At 72.5% G+C, this 17,519-nt stretch carries 17 protein-coding genes and 1 pseudogene; 9 read left to right on the forward strand and 9 right to left on the reverse strand.

The window, feature by feature from the left end:
- The first annotated feature begins 182 nt into the window (after window positions 1–182).
- The 5 genes from IA22_RS0115725 to IA22_RS0115745 all read left to right on the forward strand — a co-directional run bounded on the left by IA22_RS0115725 (window position 183) and on the right by IA22_RS0115745 (window position 4,501).
- Window positions 183–830, forward strand: coding sequence for a TetR family transcriptional regulator (locus tag IA22_RS0115725; RefSeq protein WP_014154707.1), 648 nt, complete (start codon window positions 183–185; stop codon window positions 828–830).
- 143 nt (window positions 831–973) lie between these two features.
- Complete coding sequence (locus IA22_RS0115730) at window positions 974–1,639, forward strand: pyridoxine/pyridoxamine 5'-phosphate oxidase (RefSeq protein ID WP_014154708.1); 666 nt, start codon at window positions 974–976, stop codon at window positions 1,637–1,639.
- 68 nt (window positions 1,640–1,707) lie between these two features.
- Window positions 1,708–2,619: a zinc metalloprotease HtpX gene (gene htpX / locus IA22_RS0115735; protein WP_014154709.1), complete on the forward strand. Its 912-nt coding sequence runs from the start codon at window positions 1,708–1,710 to the stop codon at window positions 2,617–2,619.
- Window positions 2,620–2,628: 9 nt separating this feature from the next.
- Window positions 2,629–3,219, forward strand: coding sequence for a PspA-associated protein PspAB (gene pspAB / locus IA22_RS0115740; protein ID WP_014154710.1), 591 nt, complete (start codon window positions 2,629–2,631; stop codon window positions 3,217–3,219).
- Between the two features lie 94 nt (window positions 3,220–3,313).
- Window positions 3,314–4,501 (forward strand): flavin-containing monooxygenase, encoded by a 1,188-nt coding sequence (locus tag IA22_RS0115745; RefSeq protein WP_030123942.1) that lies wholly within the window; start codon window positions 3,314–3,316, stop codon window positions 4,499–4,501.
- Here IA22_RS0115745 and IA22_RS0115750 read toward each other — a convergent pair.
- Together IA22_RS0115750 and IA22_RS0115755 are read right to left on the reverse strand one after the other, a co-directional pair.
- Window positions 4,431–5,819 carry an MFS transporter gene (locus IA22_RS0115750; RefSeq protein WP_245229573.1) on the reverse strand — a complete coding sequence of 463 codons (1,389 nt, stop codon included), beginning with the start codon at window positions 5,817–5,819 and terminating at the stop codon, window positions 4,431–4,433. The two genes, IA22_RS0115745 and IA22_RS0115750, sit on opposite strands and share 71 nt — an antisense overlap.
- 83 nt (window positions 5,820–5,902) lie before the next feature.
- Window positions 5,903–6,325 carry a ribosomal maturation YjgA family protein gene (locus IA22_RS0115755; RefSeq protein WP_030123944.1) on the reverse strand — a complete coding sequence of 141 codons (423 nt, stop codon included), beginning with the start codon at window positions 6,323–6,325 and terminating at the stop codon, window positions 5,903–5,905.
- Between the two features lie 62 nt (window positions 6,326–6,387).
- Between IA22_RS0115755 and IA22_RS0115760 the strand changes: the two genes are divergently transcribed.
- A complete protein-coding gene (locus tag IA22_RS0115760; RefSeq protein WP_030123945.1) occupies window positions 6,388–7,431 on the forward strand; it encodes a GlxA family transcriptional regulator in 1,044 nt (347 codons plus the stop codon).
- On the opposite strand, the gene IA22_RS0115765 is transcribed toward IA22_RS0115760, so the two are convergent.
- The 3 genes from IA22_RS0115765 to IA22_RS0115775 form a co-directional block, all read right to left on the reverse strand.
- Window positions 7,385–7,846: an ATP-binding protein gene (locus tag IA22_RS0115765; RefSeq protein WP_015578293.1), complete on the reverse strand. Its 462-nt coding sequence runs from the start codon at window positions 7,844–7,846 to the stop codon at window positions 7,385–7,387. The genes IA22_RS0115760 and IA22_RS0115765 overlap by 47 nt on opposite strands.
- 590 nt (window positions 7,847–8,436) lie before the next feature.
- The gene (locus IA22_RS0115770; RefSeq protein ID WP_014154716.1) at window positions 8,437–8,973 is read right to left on the reverse strand and encodes an EF-hand domain-containing protein; all 537 of its coding nucleotides are present in this window, start codon (window positions 8,971–8,973) and stop codon (window positions 8,437–8,439) included.
- Between the two features lie 82 nt (window positions 8,974–9,055).
- The gene (locus IA22_RS0115775; RefSeq protein ID WP_014154717.1) at window positions 9,056–9,430 is read right to left on the reverse strand and encodes an STAS domain-containing protein; all 375 of its coding nucleotides are present in this window, start codon (window positions 9,428–9,430) and stop codon (window positions 9,056–9,058) included.
- A gap of 290 nt (window positions 9,431–9,720) precedes the next feature.
- Between IA22_RS0115775 and IA22_RS0115780 the strand changes: the two genes are divergently transcribed.
- The gene (locus tag IA22_RS0115780) at window positions 9,721–10,302 is read left to right on the forward strand and encodes an RNA polymerase sigma factor (RefSeq protein WP_014154718.1); all 582 of its coding nucleotides are present in this window, start codon (window positions 9,721–9,723) and stop codon (window positions 10,300–10,302) included.
- Between the two features lie 171 nt (window positions 10,303–10,473).
- Window positions 10,474–11,568: a maleylpyruvate isomerase N-terminal domain-containing protein gene (locus tag IA22_RS0115785; RefSeq protein WP_030123946.1), complete on the forward strand. Its 1,095-nt coding sequence runs from the start codon at window positions 10,474–10,476 to the stop codon at window positions 11,566–11,568.
- Window positions 11,569–11,584: 16 nt separating this feature from the next.
- Here IA22_RS0115785 and purU read toward each other — a convergent pair whose 3' ends face one another.
- Window positions 11,585–12,484: a formyltetrahydrofolate deformylase gene (gene purU / locus IA22_RS0115790; protein ID WP_014154720.1), complete on the reverse strand. Its 900-nt coding sequence runs from the start codon at window positions 12,482–12,484 to the stop codon at window positions 11,585–11,587.
- Between the two features lie 28 nt (window positions 12,485–12,512).
- On the reverse strand, window positions 12,513–12,959 hold the full coding sequence (locus tag IA22_RS0115795; RefSeq protein ID WP_014154721.1) for an SCO4402 family protein: 447 nt from the start codon (window positions 12,957–12,959) through the stop codon (window positions 12,513–12,515).
- A gap of 174 nt (window positions 12,960–13,133) precedes the next feature.
- Between IA22_RS0115795 and IA22_RS34115 the strand changes: the two are divergent.
- Window positions 13,134–14,403: pseudogene (locus tag IA22_RS34115) on the forward strand (ABC transporter substrate-binding protein).
- Between the two features lie 62 nt (window positions 14,404–14,465).
- Here IA22_RS34115 and IA22_RS0115805 read toward each other — a convergent pair.
- Window positions 14,466–15,917, reverse strand: a complete 1,452-nt coding sequence (locus IA22_RS0115805; protein ID WP_030123947.1) for a hypothetical protein — start codon at window positions 15,915–15,917, stop codon at window positions 14,466–14,468.
- A gap of 160 nt (window positions 15,918–16,077) precedes the next feature.
- A complete protein-coding gene (locus IA22_RS0115810; protein ID WP_014154724.1) occupies window positions 16,078–17,460 on the reverse strand; it encodes an NsdA family TPR-like regulatory protein in 1,383 nt (460 codons plus the stop codon).
- Window positions 17,461–17,519: the final 59 nt, after the last annotated feature.

Consider the following 17,519-nt stretch of genomic DNA (forward strand, 5'->3'; position numbering starts at 1 on the left):
ACAACATCGCACCACGGCCCCCCGAGTGCGGCCGGAGAGGAATTCCATAAACCCTCCGGGTCACCTGGAATTACCGCTCGAGCACGCTCGGGAATTGCGTCGTCCACCCTGTCCCGACTGGGGCGTTCCCCATTTGCAGTCGGTCAGATCGCGCTCGGTTCACCCCTCGGTAAGCTGACGGCATGACAGGACAAGTGCGCACCGTCGACGGCCGCGTGGCTGGTCGGCGAGGTCAGGCGACGCGGCAGAAGCTGCTCGACTGCCTCAGCGAGATGCTCAGCTCCTCGCCGTACCGGGACGTCAAAGTCATCGACGTGGCCCGTAAGGCCGGGACTTCACCCGCGACTTTCTACCAGTATTTCCCCGACGTCGAGGGCGCCGTTCTCGAACTCGCCGAGGAAATGGCCAAGGAAGGCGCCGGACTGACCGAACTGGTCGGCGGGCGCTCCTGGGTCGGCAAGGCCGGCTGGCAGGCATCGGAAGAACTGGTCGAGGGCTTCCTCGACTTCTGGCGGCGGCACGATGCGATCCTCCGTGTCGTCGACCTCGGCGCGGCCGAAGGGGACAAGCGGTTCTACAAGATCCGCATGAAGGTCCTGAACTCGGTCACCAACTCCCTGACGGACGCGGTCAAGGAACTCCAGTCCAAGGGCAGGGTGGACAAGGACGTCAGCCCCGGCGCGGTGGCGGGCTCCCTGGTCGTCATGCTCGCGGGGGTCGCCTCGCACCAGAAGGGCTTCACCACCTGGGGCGTGAAGCAGGCCGAACTCCGCCCCAACCTCGCCCTGCTGGTCCACCTGGGCATCACCGGCAAGAAGCCGGTCAGGTAGGCGCCGGCCAGGACACCCCCGCACACGCCGGGCCGCCGCACCCCCGCCCGGCTCCTCCACGTCCTGTCTCACCGACGGCGGACCACCCGTGTGGTCCGCCGTCGGCGTTCCCGCACCGGCTCCGGACGCTGTGGAATGGACCCATGAGCGATGCACAGAAGGACTTCCGCGACCTGCTCCACGCCCAGCGCGTCTGGGACGTCCCCCTCCCCCGTTTCGACCCGTCCTCCGCACCCGCCGCCCCCCTGCCCCTCTTCCACGCCTGGTTCGCCGAGGCGGTGGCCGCCGGCCAGACCGAGCCGCACACCATGACCCTGGCGACCGCGGACACCGAGGGCCGGCCCGACGTACGCACGCTGGTGCTGCACGACGCGGACGAGCGCGGCTGGCACTTCGCCACGCATGCCACCAGCGCGAAGGGACGCCAGCTCGCCGCACGCCCGTACGCGGCGCTCGGCTTCTACTGGCCCGCCCAGGGGCGGCAGGTACGGGTGCGGGGCGCCGCCGTCCCCGCCGGCCGCGAGGAGAGCCGGGCCGATCTGCACGCCAGGTCCACCGGTGCGCTGGCCGCCGCGCTGACCGGGTCGCAGAGCGAGGTGCTGGGCTCGCAGGAGGAACTCGTACGGGCCTCCGAGGCGGCCTGGGACCGCGCGCGGGCGGAACCGGACGCCGAGGCGGAGACCTGGACGCGCTACGTGGTCGAGCCCCGGGAGGTGGAGTTCTTCCAGGGGGACGGGCGGCGCCGGCACGTACGGCTGCGCTACCGCCGTGACGGGGCGGCCTGGACCCGTGAGCTCCTCTGGCCCTGATGCGGCACTTATACGGCTTTTGCACGGAAGGGGCACTATGGGAGTCAGGTGAGCTTCTGGAGGCACCCATGGCACGAACCCGTTCCCGGTACGCACCCGACCGCGGTCTGACCACCCGCATGGTGAGCACGATGTTCTTCATCGGCCTGCTGTACGTGGTCCTCGTGGGCGTGCTGCTGGCCGTCCTGCGCGGCGCCTGGCCCGTCGTCCTGATCCTGGCGGGCGGGATGTTCGTCGCCCAGTTCTGGTTCAGCGACCGCATCGCGGCGTACGGCATGGGCGCCCGGGAGGTCACCCCGCGGGAGGCACCGGAACTGCACGGGGCGATCGACCGGATCTGCGCCCTCGCCGACATGCCGAAACCCCGGGTGGCCGTCGCGCAAAGCGATGTGCCGAACGCCTTCGCGACCGGCCGCAGCGAGAAGACGGCCCTGGTCTGCGCCACGACCGGGCTGCTGCGCCGGCTGGAGCCCGAGGAGCTCGAAGGTGTCCTCGCCCACGAGATGTCGCACGTCGCGCACCGCGACGTCGCCGTGATGACGATCGCGTCGTTCCTCGGGGTCCTCGCCGGCGTCGTCACCCGGGTCGCCCTCTGGGGCGGCTTCGCCCGCAACAGCCGGGGCAACGACCCGGCGGGCGTCATCATCATGCTCATCCCGCTGATCAGCGCGGTCGTGTACGCCCTCAGCTTCCTGCTGACCCGGCTGCTCTCCCGCTACCGGGAGCTCTCGGCCGACCGCACGGCCGCACTGCTCACCGGCCGTCCCTCGGCGCTCGCCTCGGCCCTCACCAAGGTGAGCGGGCAGATGGCCAGGATCCCGACGGAGGACCTGCGGAAGGCGGAGCCGTACAACGCCTTCTACTTCGTGCCCGCCTTCGCCTCCAAGGAGAGCCTGGGCCGGCTGCTCTCCTCCCACCCGACCCTCGAACAGCGTCTGGACCAGCTGGCCCGCATATCCGCCGGCCTGTCCCACCCGTGAGGAGCTTCCGTGGGCCTGCTCGACAGCATCCTGGGGCGCAGCAAACCGGTCCGCCCCGACCTCGACCAGCTCTTCGCGGTCCCCTCCGCGGCACTGACCCTCCAGGCCGGCACCGGTTTCTCACCGACCGGGGCCGGCTCGGTGTGCTTCGCGGGGGTGGAGGGAGGCACGTTCGCCCGCCTCCAGGAGGACGTACGCGAACTGCTGGACGCGGACACGGGGCGGGGAGGGATCCCCGTGGACCTCAGCCGGGACTCCTACGGATACACCTGGCTGCTGGCACGTCAGGAGCCAGGGGCCGACGGCACGGCCGCCCTGGTGAACGACCTGCACGCGGTCAACACCCTGTTGCAGGACGGCGGCTTCGGTCCGCAGCTGCTCTGCTCGCTGATCGGGTTCCGGGACCCGGCGGGACGCCCGCTCGCCCTCGTGTACCTCTACAAGCGGGGCACGTTCTACCCGTTCGCCCCGGACCCCGGCGGCGGGGAGCGGCGCGACAACCAACTGGAGCTCCAGGTACGGGCCGTGCTCGGTGACGACCTGCGCGTGGAGGGCGACCTGTCGCGGTGGTTCCCGGTGTGGGGCGCTCCGGGCCTGTGAACGGGGCGCGCCGCGTCACCCCGTGATCATTTCGCAACCGATTCCCGCCCGGACCGGAACCCACCGTGTCCTCGGCCTACTTACGCTCCGAAGCATGCCCGAAAGCACCCCCCTCCCCGGTGACGCCCCGCCCGCCTCCCTCGACCGCACCGACGGCCGGCCGGTCTACGTGATCGGTGGCGGCCCCGGCGGTCTCGCCGCCGCCGCGGCCCTGCGGGAACAGGGCGTACGCGCGGTGGTGCTGGAGAAGTCCGACCGTGTGGGGTCGTCCTGGCGGGGTCACTACGACCGGCTGCACCTGCACACGATCCGCCGCTGGTCCGCCCTGCCGGGGCTGGCGATGCCCCGCCGGTTCGGACGCTGGGTGTCACGCGACGACATGGTGCGCTACCTGGAGAAGTACGCCGAGCACCACGAGCTGGAGGTGGTGACGGGCGTCGAGGTCTCCCGGATCGACCGGACCGACGACGGCACGGGCTGGCAGCTGAGCGCGACCGGCGGCCGGGTGCTGACCGGGCGGGCCGTGGTGGTGGCCACCGGCTTCAACCACACCCCGCGGATCCCCGCGTGGCCGGGCAGCGAGGACTTCACGGGCGAGCTGCTGCACGCCGCGGAGTACCGCTCCCCGGCCCCGTACGCGGGCAAGGACGTCCTGGTCGTCGGTATCGGCAACACCGGCGCGGAGATCGCCGTGGACCTGGTCGAGGGCGGGGCGTCCCGGGTACGCATCGCGGTCCGCACGGTTCCGCACATCGTGCGCCGCTCGACGGCCGGCTGGCCCGCCCAGGCCACCGCCGTCCTGGTCCGCAGGCTCCCGGTCCGGCTCGTCGACCGGGCGGGCAGCCTGATGTGCCGTGTCTCCGTACCCGACCTGGCGGCGCACGGCCTCCCCCGCCCCGACACGGGCCTGTACTCCCGGGTCAAGGAGGGCGCGATCCCCGTCCAGGACGTCGGGCTGATCGACGCGGTGAGGAGCGGCACGGTGGTCCCGGTGGCGACGGTCGGGTCGTTCGACGGGGACGCGGTGGTGCTGGCCGACGGCACCCGGATCACCCCGGACGCGGTGATCGCGGCGACCGGCTACGAACGCGCGCTGGAGGGGCTGGTCGGCCATCTCGGCGTACTGGACCCGAGGGGGCGCCCCGTGGTGCACGGCGCGCGCACCCCGGACGGGGCGCCGGGCCTGTACTTCACCGGCTTCACCAACCCGATCAGCGGGATGCTCCGCGAGATGGCCCTGGACGCGCGGAGGATAGCCGCCCGCGTCGCGCGGACGGGCTGACCCGGCCGTCGCCTCGTACGGCCGGCTCCGGACCTCCGGCCCGCACGCGGCGGATCATCAGAGCCATCAGCGCGGCCATGGCGCACAGGGCGCCCGAGGCGTACCAGACCACGTCGTACGAACCGGTCGCGTCCCGGGCCACGGCGCCGAGGAAGGCCACCAGTGCCGCGCCCACCTGGTGCGAGGCCAGGACCCAGCCGAAGACGATCGCGCTGTCCTCGCCGTACTGCTCGCGGCACAGAGCCAGCGTCGGCGGCACCGTGGCGACCCAGTCCAGGCCGTAGAAGATGATGAAGAAGACCATCGGGGGGTGCACCGCCGGCCCCATCAGCATCGGCAGGAACAGCAGCGAGACTCCGCGCAGCGCGTAGTAGAGGGCCAGCAGCCTGCGGGCGTCGAAGCGGTCCGTGAGCCAGCCGCTGAAGACCGTGCCGATGATGTCGAAGACGCCGATGACCGCGAGCAGGGAGGCCGCGGCCGTGATCTCCATGCCGTGGTCGTGCGCCGAGGGGACGAAGTGGGTGCGGACCAGGCCGTTCGTGGAGGCGCCGCAGATGGCGAACGAGCCCGCGAGCAGCCAGAACGGGCCCGTGCGGGCCGCGTCGAACAGGACGCGCACGGTGCGGGCCGCCGCCCCCGTCGCGGGTGCCGGCTTCTCCACGTACGCGCCGCCGTAAGGGCCGAGGCCCACGTCGGCGGGGTGGTCGCGCATGAGGAGCCAGACGAAGGGGATGACGACGAGGGCGGCCAGCGCGACCGTCACGGAGGCGGGCTGCCAGCCGTGCCGGTCGACGATCCAGGCGCAGAGCGGCAGGAAGACCAGCTGGCCGGAGGCCCCCGCCGCGGTCAGGATCCCGGTGACCAGTCCGCGGCGGGCCACGAACCAGCGGTTGGTGACGGTGGCGGAGAACGCCATCGCCATTGAACCGGTGCCCAGCCCGACGAGCAGGCCCCAGTAGAGCATCAGCTGCCAGGAAGCGGTCATCCAGACGCTCGCCAGCGCCCCGGTCGCCACCGCCGCGAGCGCGACGACCACGACCCGGCGGATACCGAAGCGGTCCATCAGCGCCGCGGCGAACGGGGCGGTCAGCCCGTACAGCGCCATGTCGAGGGAGACGGCGAGACCGATCTCGCCGCGTGACCACCCGAACCAGGAGTGGAGGGGGTCGATCAGGAGCCCTGGCAGGGAGTTGAAGGCCGCTCCGCCGATGATCGTCACGAAGGTGACTGCGGCGACGATCCACGCGCGGTGGATCCGTGGGCGGGAGCGGCGGCGAGGTGCGTCCTCGATCGCCGTGCTGTCGGTTGTCCGGTTCACGCGCTCAGCATCGGCCGGGCGGAGAAGCCGGACGAGTGGCCGGAAGGACACCCTTCGCAGGGATCGGGCCAGTGCCTGCCGGGTCAGGCCCGCGCCGGGCGCCCGGACGGCAGTCGGCGGTGGACGGCCCAGGCCAGGGCGGCCCCGGCCGCGTACCAGAACAGGTCCGGCGCGTTGAACGTGGAGCCGAGCACCAGCCGCGCCACCGTGCTCTGCCGGGAGAGTTCGGCCGGTACGCCCGTGAGCTGGGCCAGTTCCACCGCCCAGCTGAAGGCCAGCGCGACGGCGGCGGCCGTCGCCGGCCGCACCCTGGGCACGAGGACGACCACCAGGATGTGGATCAGGACGGTGTAGAGGGCGTCGCCCGCGTACTTCGCCACGTCCCCGCCCGCCGCCGAGCGGACGCCCAGCCCCGCGGCGACCGTCAGGAGAGCCGCCGCCACCGCTGCCGCCCGGATGACGGCCGCCCCGGGGACGGACGTGCGTGCTGCCGGTGTTTCCCTCATGGCCGGTACGTTTATCAGGACGCAGGCGGTTACGCCCAATCCGCGGAAGAGCAGGAGTCCGGATGCGCCACCGTGTGGTCGTTCTCGCGCTCGACGGGGTCCTCCCCTTCGAACTGGGCATCCCCCAGAGGATCTTCGGCCGGTCGACGAGCACCGGGCCGGACGGCCGGGGCGAGAAGCTCTACGACGTGGTGACCTGCTCCGTACGCCCGCCGGGGCCCGTCCGCACCGACGCCGACTTCAGCATCGTGGTCGAGCACGGCCCGGAGGCACTCGCCACCGCCGGGACCGTCGTCGTCCCGGCCTCGTACGAACTCGGCCCCGTGTACGAGGAGGGCCGGCTGACCGCCGAACTGGCCGCCGCGTTCGCCCACGTCAGGCCGGGAACCCGCATCGTGTCCATCTGCACGGGCAGCTACGTGCTCGCCGCGGCGGGGTATCTCGACGGGCGCCCCGCGACCACGCACTGGGCGTCCGCGGATCACTTCCAGCGGCTCTTCCCGAAGGTCCGCGTCGATCCGGACGTCCTGTTCATCGACGACGGGGACGTGCTGACCTCGGCCGGGGTCGCCGCGGGGATCGATCTCTGCCTGCACATCGTGCGCCGTGACCACGGCACCGCCGTCGCCAACGACGTCGCCCGCCGCACGGTCGTCCCCCCGCACCGCGACGGCGGCCAGGCACAGTTCATCCGGCGCCCGCTGCCCGAGGCGGGGGTCGCCACGACGACGGCCGCACGCACCTGGGCGCTCGGGCGGCTCGAAGAACCGATCCTGCTGCGCGACATGGCGCTGCGGGAGTCGATGAGCGTACGCACCTTCACCCGGCGCTTCCGCGAGGAGGTGGGCATCAGCCCGGGGCAGTGGCTCGCCCAGCAGCGGGTCGAGCGGGCACGGCACCTGCTGGAGTCCACGGACCTGTCGATCGACCGGGTGGCACGGGACGCGGGATTCGGCACGGCCACCTCCCTGCGTCAGCACGTGCAGGCCGCGCTGGGCGTGTCGCCCACGGTCTACCGGCGGACGTTCCGGTCGGCGGGGCTCCGGGGGGAGGGTCCCCTCAGAGACGGGCGGGATCGCCGGACTGCTCCTGGACCGCCGGGATGATCACCGGACCGCCACGGTCGATCTCGCACCAGATCCGCTTGCCCGCGCCCTCCGGCTGCCAGCCCCAGCGGTCCGCCAGACCGTCCACCAGCTCCAGGCCGCGGCCGTTGGTGTCCTCGCCCTCCGCGTGACGCGGCCGGGGCGGACGGCAGCTGGTGTCGGCGACCTCGACGCGCACCGTCCCGGCCGAACCCGCCGGACTCGTCGAGCCGAACAGCATCCGCAGCACGGCCGGACAGCCCGTGTGGACCACCGCGTTGGTGACGAGCTCCGAGATGAGCAGGATGAGCGTTTCCGCGAGGGGCTCGTCGTCCTCCATCCCGGACCCGATCAGCCTCGACCGCGCCCATCTGCGGGCCCGCCCCACCTCCGCGGGGTCCGGCCCGACCTCCAGCTGAACCTGAAGCACCTGCACCGCTCACACCATCCGAACCGGCGGACACATCGCCTCGCGCCTCCTCAGGGTCACGGAACGTGACTCCCCTTCGAGACAGCATGGTTGACGTACAGTCACCGCAACAAGCGCTTCGGGCATATTCCAGCGCGAAGGAGTACGCGTGGTCCATACTGTGCGACGCGTGCTGCGGAGAGTCGAACAGAAGCGCACCGGCGTCCCGGGGACCGCGTCCCCGGCGGCACCGCCGCAGCTCCGTGGGGTGCGAGCAGGGCACCGCGTACCGCCCGGGGCGGCCGTGGGGGCCGTATCCGGATGTTCCGGTTCCAGTACCACTCGCATCCCAGGGAGCGTACCCGAGCCGGCGCCCGCGACTCCGCCCGGTGACCGAACGCTCCGGGGGCGCAAGCGGCGTCCGGATGCGTTGCGTCACCCGCTGCGCACCCTCCGCGCGCCCCCGGCCAGTCATGACCGTCCGCCGGAGGACGCCGTGGCCCGGCTTCGTACCGGGCCACGGGAGGGAGTCAACTACTGAACGCACCGGGCGTGTTGACCCGGGATCCAGCTGGGGGCCGAGCACGGGGCGGACATCCGTCGTGAGGCCCCGGCGGTCACGCGTCGGGCTCGATGACGGTGAAGTACGCGGAGAAGGCGGCGACCGCCTCGGCCTCGGCGATCCGCCCGTCCTGGTCGGTGTCCAGGCTCCGTGCCGCGACGCTCGCGATGTCGTCCTCGGCCCCCAGCACCCGCAGGGCGCGCTCCACCCGGTCCACCGGGGCCGAGGCGGGCGCGGTGCCCTCCGGATCCGTTCCCGCGGCCACGGCGAGCGCCGCGCGCAGGAAGGGCCGCGCGATCTCCGCGAAGCGATCCGGGCTGTCCCTCAGTCTTTTCACGGCCCCGCCGACGAACTCCTGCCGGGTGACGCGCTGGTCCCCGTCCACGTCGGCGATCCCCGCCATGCCCTGCCAGAAGGCCTCGGCACCCGTGTAGAGCGACTGGCCCCGGTCGCAGCGGGCCGTCGTACCGAACTCGGTGAGCAGACGGGCCGCGGCGGCGTTGAAATCGGCGCGATCGATGTAGCCGTTGCCGTCCTGGTCGAAGGCGGCGAAGCGGTGCGCGATCTTGCGCTCGTACTCTGCGCTGTCCATGCGGGGAGCGTACGACGCCGGGAGGCGTCACGTGTCACCAACTGCCTTCAGAGGTGTGACAACCTCGTGCGGGATCGGCGTGTCACGCGGTGAGCGGGCGGGACGTGTCGTCGGTGGCGGCGCCGGCGTCGGGGTACACGTCGAAGAGCCGGCGCACGCCCAGTGCGCCGAGCACCTTGTTGACGTGCGAGCCGTCGACCGCGCCCCGCGCCGGGAGGATCAGCCTCAGCCGGCCGCCGCAGGACTTCATGAGGCGTCTCGCGGCGATCAGGACGTTGACGCCGCTGGAGTCGCAGAAGAGGACGCCGGAAAGGTCGAGGACCACGTCGTGCCGGCCCGCGGCCACCGCCCCGTGGACGGACTGACGCACGACGGGTGAGCTGACGAGATCGAGCTCGCCGTGGATCCGCAGCACCGTCCACGCGTCCTGCTCGGTCTCGTACACCTTCAGCGTCACGCGACTCGGCCTCTCGCTCCGGGGGGCTCCGGGGGATCCGGAAGTTTCCGTTCCTCCTCGCGGCTGCCCGCTCCTCCGCCCGCGAAACACCCTGCAGCTCACCAGCCTGACACAGGATTCATCCAGGAATGATCACTTCAGGATCGTTTAGGCGATCGGGAAGGGGCAAGGCGTGTATCACTCCCTGTCATTCGGCGCCACTCCAGGGACGTACTTGCTGGAAAGGCGCGTGCTCGGAGGATTCCGCCGACTACATTCGACGTGACGAGAGGCACAGGGCTGGGGGCCGGATGGCGAAGGACGCACCACCGCGCTGGGACCGCCGCATGCAGCAGCGGCTGGCCCGTGGCGAGGCGGCGGCGCTCGGCGAGCTCTACGACCGGTTCGCCGCTCTCGTCCACAGCCAGGCCCACCGCATGCTCGACGACGAGGACGCCGCGGACCAGGTGACGCGCGAGGTGTTCGGCTACATCTGGGAGAACCCCGGCGCGTACGACCCGAAGCACGGCTCGATGCGCTCCTGGGTCGCGCGGCTCACCCACCGCCGGTCCGTGCGGAGACTCCGCGGGGCACACGGCGAGGACGAGGGACCCCGCACGGACGCGCGGGCCCGGGAGCTGGAGCACCGGGTGCTCAAGGCCACCACCGCGGCCCGTGCCGACTACATCGTCGCCTCGATGCCGGCGCCGCTGCGCGCCGCCCTGGAACTCGCGTACGTCCAGCGGCGGGACTACCGGCAGACCGCCGCCGACCTCGGAGTCACCGCGGACGAGGCGAGGCGCCGGCTGCGGCTCGGCCTCCAGCTGCTCTCCACCGCGAACACCCGGCCGTCGGCGGACTCCGCCCCTCCCGGCTACGGACCGACCCCGTGAGCGGCGGCCAGAGCGGCGGCCGCGACGGCGAGAAGCCCGTGGAACGCCGTATACCGGGGCCCCGGCCGGCCGCGGACGACCGGGAGACGCTGCCGCCGGTCCTGTCCGGGGCGCCGGAACCGGCGAAGCCCCCCCGAACCCGGCCCGCCGGGGCCACCGCTCCCGCACGAGGTGCTCAAGTCACTCCTCGGCGCCTGGGCGCTGGCCGCCTGCTCCGCCGAGGAGACCGCGGCCGTCGAGGAGCACCTCACCTCGTGCGCCCCCTGCGCCGACGAAGGGCTGCGGCTGCGCGACGCCGTCGGCCTGCTGCACACCGACGGCACCCTGGACCTGGACCCGATGCTGCGGTCGCGGGTCCTGGAGAACTGCCTGGGCCGCCGCCCGGCGCGCATCCCCCTCCCGTCGTGGGCCGCCCCCTACGACGCGGAGACCGCACGGCTCGACGCGCTGCTGCGGGACATCGGCGACGCGGAGTGGCACGCGCCGGTGCGGCTCAAGTGGTTCGAGGCGGACCGGCAGGTGAACCGCAGGACGACGGTCGCCGGGGTGATCGGCCACCTGATGGCCGTCGACGGCCTGGTGTCCGCGGCGCTGGGTCTGGACGACCCGCTCGGGAAGGCGGACGGCGGCTCCCCGCCGCCGACACCGACCGGACGCACCGAGGCGTACTGGGCCGCCGCGCACCACCCGCCCACCCGGGCCGTACGGGAGCCCTGGCGCGACCAGAGCCATGCGCTCGTCCGCACGGTGTCGTTCGCCGGCCGGGGCGTCGCGGAACTCTCCGTGCCGTACGGGGGCTTCGCCCTTCCGCTGCAGGACTCGCTCCTGGAGCGCGCCTTCGAGTGCTGGATCCACGGCGGTGACATCGCGGACGCGGTGGACTATCCGTACGAACCGCCCGCCGCCGCCCATCTGAACCGGATGATCGACCTCGCCGCCCGGCTGCTCCCCGGCGTCCTCGCCGAGCGCCGCCGCGCGGGGCTCGCCTCACCGGCCCGCCACCTGGTGACAGCGGGGTCCCCCGGGCGCTCCCTCCACCTGGAGGTCGAGGGCCGCGGGGGCGGCGACTGGTACATCGCGCTGGACTCACCGGCCGCACTCGGCTCCCCTGCCCACGCGGTCGCGCAGGTGGCGCTGGACGGGGTGGAGTTCTGCCGGCTGGTGGCCGGGCACGTACCGCCGGTCGAGGCCGCGGCCGGTCAGGAGGGCGACCGGGAGGCGATCAGCGACGTCCTGTTCGCCGCGGCCTCCCTGAGCAGGCTGTAGGGCCCGGCCGCGGGTCCTAGGGGAAGACGACCGTGCGGCGGCCGTTGAGCAGGATGCGCCGCTCCGCGTGCCAGGTGACTGCGCGGGCCAGGGCCTGGCACTCCACGTCACGGCCGACGGCGACGAGCTGGTCCGGCGTGACGCCGTGCCCGACGCGCTCGACCTCCTGCTCGATGATCGGCCCCTCGTCGAGGTCGGCGGTCACGTAGTGCGCCGTCGCGCCGATCAGCTTCACACCGCGGGCGTGGGCCTGGTGGTAGGGCTTCGCGCCCTTGAAGCTCGGCAGGAAGGAGTGGTGGATGTTGATGATCCGGCCGCTGAGCTGCTTGCACAGGTCGTCCGACAGCACCTGCATGTAGCGCGCCAGGACGACGAGTTCGACGTTCTCCCCGCGGACCAGCTCCAGCAGCTGCGCCTCGGCCTCCGGCTTGTTCTCCTTGTTCACGGGGATGTGCCGGAACGGGACGCCGTAGGAGGCGACGAGCTCGGCGAAGTCCGTGTGGTTGGAGACGACGGCCACGATCTCGACCGGCAGGGCGCCGGTGCGGGAACGGAACAGCAGGTCGTTGAGGCAGTGCCCGAACTTGCTGACCATCAGCACGATCCGCATCCGGTCGCTCGCCCGGTGGATCTGCCACTCCATCCGGAAGGAGTCCCCGATCGCCGCGAAGCTGGCACGCAGCTTGTCCAGGGTGACCGTGGCGTCCGCCGAGAAGTGGACGCGCATGAAGAAGAGACCGGTGTCGTGGTCGCCGAACTGCTGGCTGTCCTCGATGTTGCAGCCGGTCATGAAGAGGTAACTCGACACGGCGTGCACGATGCCCTGCCTGTCGGGGCAGGAAAGCGTGAGGACGTACTGCTCGGAGGCGGTCTCCGAGGCAGCGGATGCGGATTCGGCGGGCTGCGGCGCGGTCATCCCGTCAGGGTGCCACACCGCCCGGCGGTCACGCGGATCTGGTCATGATGCGGAGCACGTCCAGGGAACGCGGCGGGGTGTCCGGGTCCTCCGCGTCGTTGGTGGCGAGCATCACATGGGCCTCGCGTGCCGCCATGACCGCCTCCTGCCACCCGGGATGTTCCAGATAGGCGGATACGGGGGCATCGGCACCTATCTGGTGCATGATGCGCAGCACCCGCAGGGCGGCGACGTCCACGAGGGCGGCCTCGGCCGAGTCGCGGAAGATCGTTCCCACGTACTTCTCGGCGGACCAGTTGTCCAGCCAGGTGTCCTCGACCAGGCGGTACACGGCGTCGGTGACGTCGCCGTAGCCCTCCCGGCCGGCCAGCCAGCACTCGTGGTGGAAGACGGGGTCGGAGAGCATGTGCAGCGCCGAGCGCACGTTGCTGCGCCAGCGCCACCAGGGCATGTCGTTGAGCGGCATGCCGCCCATGGTGGAGGAGCGACGGCCGCGACGGGAAGTGTTCTCCGAACCTTGCTGCACGGTTGCCGATCGTACGTTCCTTCCCGGCGGCCGCGCGGGGGCCCCCACAATTCACCTCCACGTCACCCTGCGTTGACCACGGCACACTGCGGCGTTACATCCGGGCCGGAAAAGTCCGTGCCCATGACCGGATGGCGACGCCTCACCTCCCCCCGCCCCTACGCACTCCTCGCATCCGTGGCGGCCGGGGCGCTGCTGATGTCCGGCTGCGGCGCACTCCCTGGAGTCCCGGGGGGGCTCCAGGGAGCCCGTCACCGTGATGACCTGGGCCCCGGACACCACCGCGGTCGGCTCGGTGAACATGGCCGGGATGACCGCCATGGCGCAGACCTACGCCCGCTGGGTCAACGACAAGGGCGGGATCGGCGGCCACGAGCTCCGGGTGCTCACCTGCAACGACCAGGACACCGCGGCCGGGGCGTCGAAGTGCGCCCGGCGGGCGGCCGACGAGGACGTGGCCGCCGTGGTCGGCTCGTACAGCCGGTACGGCCGGGCGGTCCTGGCTCCGCTGGAGGCCGCCGGGATCCCGTACATCGGCGGGTACGGCGCCTCGGCCGACGAGTTCACCAGCTATCTCTCCTACCCGGTCAACGGCGGCCAGCCGGCGCTCGTCGCGGGCAACGGTGAGCAGCTCGCCGCGAACTGCTCCCGTGTGTCGCTCGTGCGGCCCGACACCCTGGTCGGCGACACCCTGCCCGGGCTCCTCGACACGGGCCTCAGCGGGGGCGGCCGCCCCGCGTCCTACGACATCAGCACGACGGAGGAGGCCACGTCGTACGAGACGGAGGCGTCCCGGGCCCTCCGTCAGGCGGGCGACGGCTGTGTGACCGCGGTGCTCGGCAAGGGCACGGAGACGTTCTTCGACTCGTTCCGCCGGCTGGAGCCGCAGGACAGCGAGGTACGGATCTCGTCGGTCCTCGGCAGCGTCGGCCAAGGACTCGTCGACCGGACGGGCGGGGCGGACAGCCCCTTCGAGGGGGCCCTGGTCACCGGCTGGTACCCGGAGTCGGGAGACGCCCGCTGGAACGAGATGCGGGGGGTGATCCGGGAGTACGCCTTCGGGGACGACCGGATCGATCCCACCGACGCGGGCGTGCAGACCACCTGGATCGCGTACACCGCGCTCGAGGCGGTCGTCGAGGCGATGGACCGGCCCGACATCACGGCGGGCGGGATCTCCGTCAGTCTCAACCGGGGCACCGAGGTGGACACCGGCGGCCTCACCCCGGTACTCCGCTGGCGGTTCCAGGACATGATCGGCACGACGGCCTACGGACGCATCGTCAACGCGCGGGTGACGTTCCAGGTGGTCCGCGACGGGCGTCTGACCGCGGAGAAGAAGGGCTTCGTGGATGTCACGGAGGCTCTCCTCAACTCCCGTTCGCGCGGCTGACACGCGGGCACCGGCCTCCCTGCCCGGGTGAACGGGGCGGAGACCGGTGAGCGGGTGTCACCTCAGAGCTGCGTGGGGGCGCGCTCGGTCAGTCCGTACTTCTGCGCGATGGAGTTCCACAGCCCCGAGGCCTTGCGCTTGGCCGTGGTGGCCTCGCCGCTCGACGCGTTCGCCTTGGCGGTCTCGTCGGTCGAACGGGCCTTGCCGCCCTTGCAGACCTTCTTGCCGTCCTTGGCCTGCACGGCCCAGGCGGCGTAGTGGTCGTCGGCCTCGGCGGACGCCTGCCAGGCGTCGGTCAGGGAGGTCTTCAGCTCGGCGTGGGCCGGGAGCTGGTCGACGCTCAGCCCCTCCAGCCGGGTCACCAGGCCCCGCCGCTGCTCGGCGGCGCCCCGCAGGTCGGTGGCCGCCTGGTCGAGAGCACTGCAGCTCTTGATCTTCTCCACGGCGCTGATCACCGCGGAGCGGCTGTTGTTGCTGTCCGCGAGCAGCTTGTCGAGCTCCTCGGCCTGCGGCTTCGCGGGGTCGGCCGCCTCCTCCGAGGGGGAGCCCGCGGTGGGACTCTGCGCGGCCACCGTCTTCTTGTCGTCCGACGGGCTGTCGTCACCGCCGCTCATCAGGGCACCGGCGCCGAGTCCGATGACGGCGCAGCCGATGACGACGGCCGCGATCAGCGGGACGGCTGCGGACCGCCTGCGCGGGGCGTCGCCGCCGCGGTCGGGCTCCTGCGCGCCGTGGCCGCCGTTCCCGTCCTGGAGGCCCGACCGGTACGGCTGGGCGCCCTGGGGCTGCTGCTGGTGCCCGCCCTGGTGGGGCGGCTGCTGGTGCCCGGCGACCCGGGGCATCTGCTGTGTGGCGCCCGCGGGTTCGTCGCTGCGGAAGAGGCTGTCGAACTCCGCGGGAGGCTGCCGGTCGCCCGGGGCACCGGGGCGTATCCCGTACGGGGCGCCGCCGGGCACGGGGGGTATGTACTGGGTCGCGTCGGCGTCGGACTGCTGCGCCGGCGCGGCGTGGTGGCCCAGGTACTGGGTGGACTCGGCCTGGTGCTCGGGCGGCATTCCGCCGGGCAGGGCTCCGCCGGGTACGGGTGCGATGTACTGCGTGGCGTCCGCGTCCCCGCCCTGTCCCATGTTCCCCGCCGGACCGGCCTCGGGCGGCAGGGGCTGCGCGTACGACGGCGGCTGGTGGTACGGGTCCTGCTGGTACGAGTCCGGCTGAGGCGCGTACTGCTGCTGCGCGGGCTGCTGGTAGGCCCCGTGCTGCGGTTGCCGGTACGCCCCGTGCTGGTGCTGCTCGGGTGGCAGCTGCCCCGGTGGCGGGCCGTCCTGCTGCCCGGCCTCCGGGCCCCAGGACCCGCCCCACGGCTGCCCGCCGGCGGGGGCGGCCTGGTCCGGCTGTCCGCTCGCCGGACCCCCCGGGTTCCAGGGGGCACCACCCTCCGCGGGCAGCACGACACCTTCGTGCGCGGGCCGTGCAGCGGGAAGCTGCCGCTCGTCACCCTGTCCGCTCTGCGTCACCGGGACTCCTACGTGTGAACCTATGGAATCGTCGGCTCACGCTACCGGGTGTCCGGAGCCCGGCGCCAAGCGCCCGAGAGCGCTCACCACCCCTTCACACCGCGGGTAACACCCGGGCCGTCCGCGGCGCTGTTCATGGCCGGCCCGCCGAGGACGCCGGTCAGGCGGCCTGGAGCTCCAGCCTCGCGCCGAACTCCCGGACCGAGGGTTCGTTCGCGTACGGCTCGAACCGCTGCTGGAGGTCGTCGAGATATTCGGCACCCCGGCTGGAGCGCACGGTGCCCAGCAGTTCCATCGCCCGCAGCCCCGTGTGGCAGGCCTGCTCCACCTCACGCTGCTGCACCTGCGCCGAGGCCAGCAGCACCAGACCGATGCCCCGGCGCCGGGTCCGGGACTCCGGAAGGGCGGCCAGGGCCTCCTTCGCGCGGCGGGCGGCCGGCTCCGCCTGTCCCAGGTCACGGTGGCAGTGGGCGAGTTCGTCGGCGAGATAGCCCGCGTCGAAGTGCGCGATCCAGTCGGGGTCGTCGCCCGTGTCCGGGCCGGCCTGTTCCAGGGCGGTCAGCGCCCTGCCCGCCGCGGCGTGGCAGGTGCGGGCGTCGCCCATCAGGGCGTGGCCCCGGGCCTCCGCGGCGTGGAACATCGACTCCGCCCTCGGGGTCACCCGCCCGCGCGCGCCCTCCTGGGCGGCCCGCGCCAGTTGGGCGATCTCACGCGGATTGCCGAGCTGGGCGGCGAGATGGCTCATGGAGGCGGCCAGCACATAGCCCCCGTACGCGCGGTCCCCCGCGGCCTGGGCCAGGCGCAGCGCCTGGATGTAGTACCGCTGGGCCAGCCCGGGCTGGCCCGTGTCGACGGCCATGTACCCGGCGAGCTCGGTGAGCCGGGCGACCGCGCCGAACAGCTCGCGGCCGACCGACTCGCGGTACGAGCCCGAAAGCAGCCCGGACACCACGCTGTTGAGGTAGTGCACCAGCACGGGCCGCACATGTCCGCTGCCGAACCGATGGTCGAGGTCGACGAGTGCCGCGGTCATCGCCCGCACCGCCGCCACGTCGGGCATGCCGACCCGGCTCCCGGCCGTCCGCGCCACCTGCGGGTCGGCGCCCGTGATCAGCCAGTCCCTGCTGGGCTCGACGAGCGCCGAGGCGGCCACCGCCGACCCGGACAGCAGGTCGCGGCGGCCGACGTCGCTGCGCCACAGCTCGCAGACCTGCTCGACGGCGCCGAGCACGGTGGGAGCGAACTGCAGGCCGACCCCGGACGCCAGGCTCTTGCCGTTGGCCATGCCGATCTCGTCGATCGTGACCGTACGTCCGAGCTTGCGTCCGATCGCCTCGGCGATGATTCCCGGTGCCCTGCCGCGTGGTTGCTGTCCGCGCAGCCAGCGGGCCACGGAGGTCTTGTCGTAGCGGAGGTCCAGCCCCCGTTCCGCCCCGACCATGTTGACCCGGCGTGCGAGGCCGGCGTTGGAGCACGCCGCCTCCTGGATGAGCGTCTGGAGACGTTCGTTCGGCTGGCGGGCGACGAGAGGCCTGGCTGCCATATTTCCCCCTGAGACCGCAGTGATTCCAGTAAAGGCATCACTGCCCGGCACGGTACAAG

It is taken from the genome of Kitasatospora papulosa, from assembly GCF_000717245.1.
GTDB lineage: Bacteria > Actinomycetota > Actinomycetes > Streptomycetales > Streptomycetaceae > Streptomyces > Streptomyces papulosus.

What these genes read in the sequence shown, in the direction of transcription:
- IA22_RS0115725 (WP_014154707.1), top strand. Translation starts at nt 183, where the DNA reads ATGACAGGACAAGTGCGCACCGTCGACGGCCGCGTGGCTGGTCGGCGA.
- IA22_RS0115730 (WP_014154708.1), top strand. Translation starts at nt 974, where the DNA reads ATGAGCGATGCACAGAAGGACTTCCGCGACCTGCTCCACGCCCAGCGC.
- htpX (WP_014154709.1), top strand. Translation starts at nt 1,708, where the DNA reads ATGGCACGAACCCGTTCCCGGTACGCACCCGACCGCGGTCTGACCACC.
- IA22_RS0115745 (WP_030123942.1), top strand. Translation starts at nt 3,314, where the DNA reads ATGCCCGAAAGCACCCCCCTCCCCGGTGACGCCCCGCCCGCCTCCCTC.
- IA22_RS0115755 (WP_030123944.1), bottom strand. Translation starts at nt 6,325, where the DNA reads ATGAGGGAAACACCGGCAGCACGCACGTCCGTCCCCGGGGCGGCCGTC.
- IA22_RS0115760 (WP_030123945.1), top strand. Translation starts at nt 6,388, where the DNA reads ATGCGCCACCGTGTGGTCGTTCTCGCGCTCGACGGGGTCCTCCCCTTC.
- IA22_RS0115770 (WP_014154716.1), bottom strand. Translation starts at nt 8,973, where the DNA reads ATGGACAGCGCAGAGTACGAGCGCAAGATCGCGCACCGCTTCGCCGCC.
- IA22_RS0115780 (WP_014154718.1), top strand. Translation starts at nt 9,721, where the DNA reads ATGGCGAAGGACGCACCACCGCGCTGGGACCGCCGCATGCAGCAGCGG.
- purU (WP_014154720.1), bottom strand. Translation starts at nt 12,484, where the DNA reads ATGACCGCGCCGCAGCCCGCCGAATCCGCATCCGCTGCCTCGGAGACC.
- IA22_RS0115795 (WP_014154721.1), bottom strand. Translation starts at nt 12,959, where the DNA reads ATGGGCGGCATGCCGCTCAACGACATGCCCTGGTGGCGCTGGCGCAGC.
- IA22_RS0115810 (WP_014154724.1), bottom strand. Translation starts at nt 17,460, where the DNA reads ATGGCAGCCAGGCCTCTCGTCGCCCGCCAGCCGAACGAACGTCTCCAG.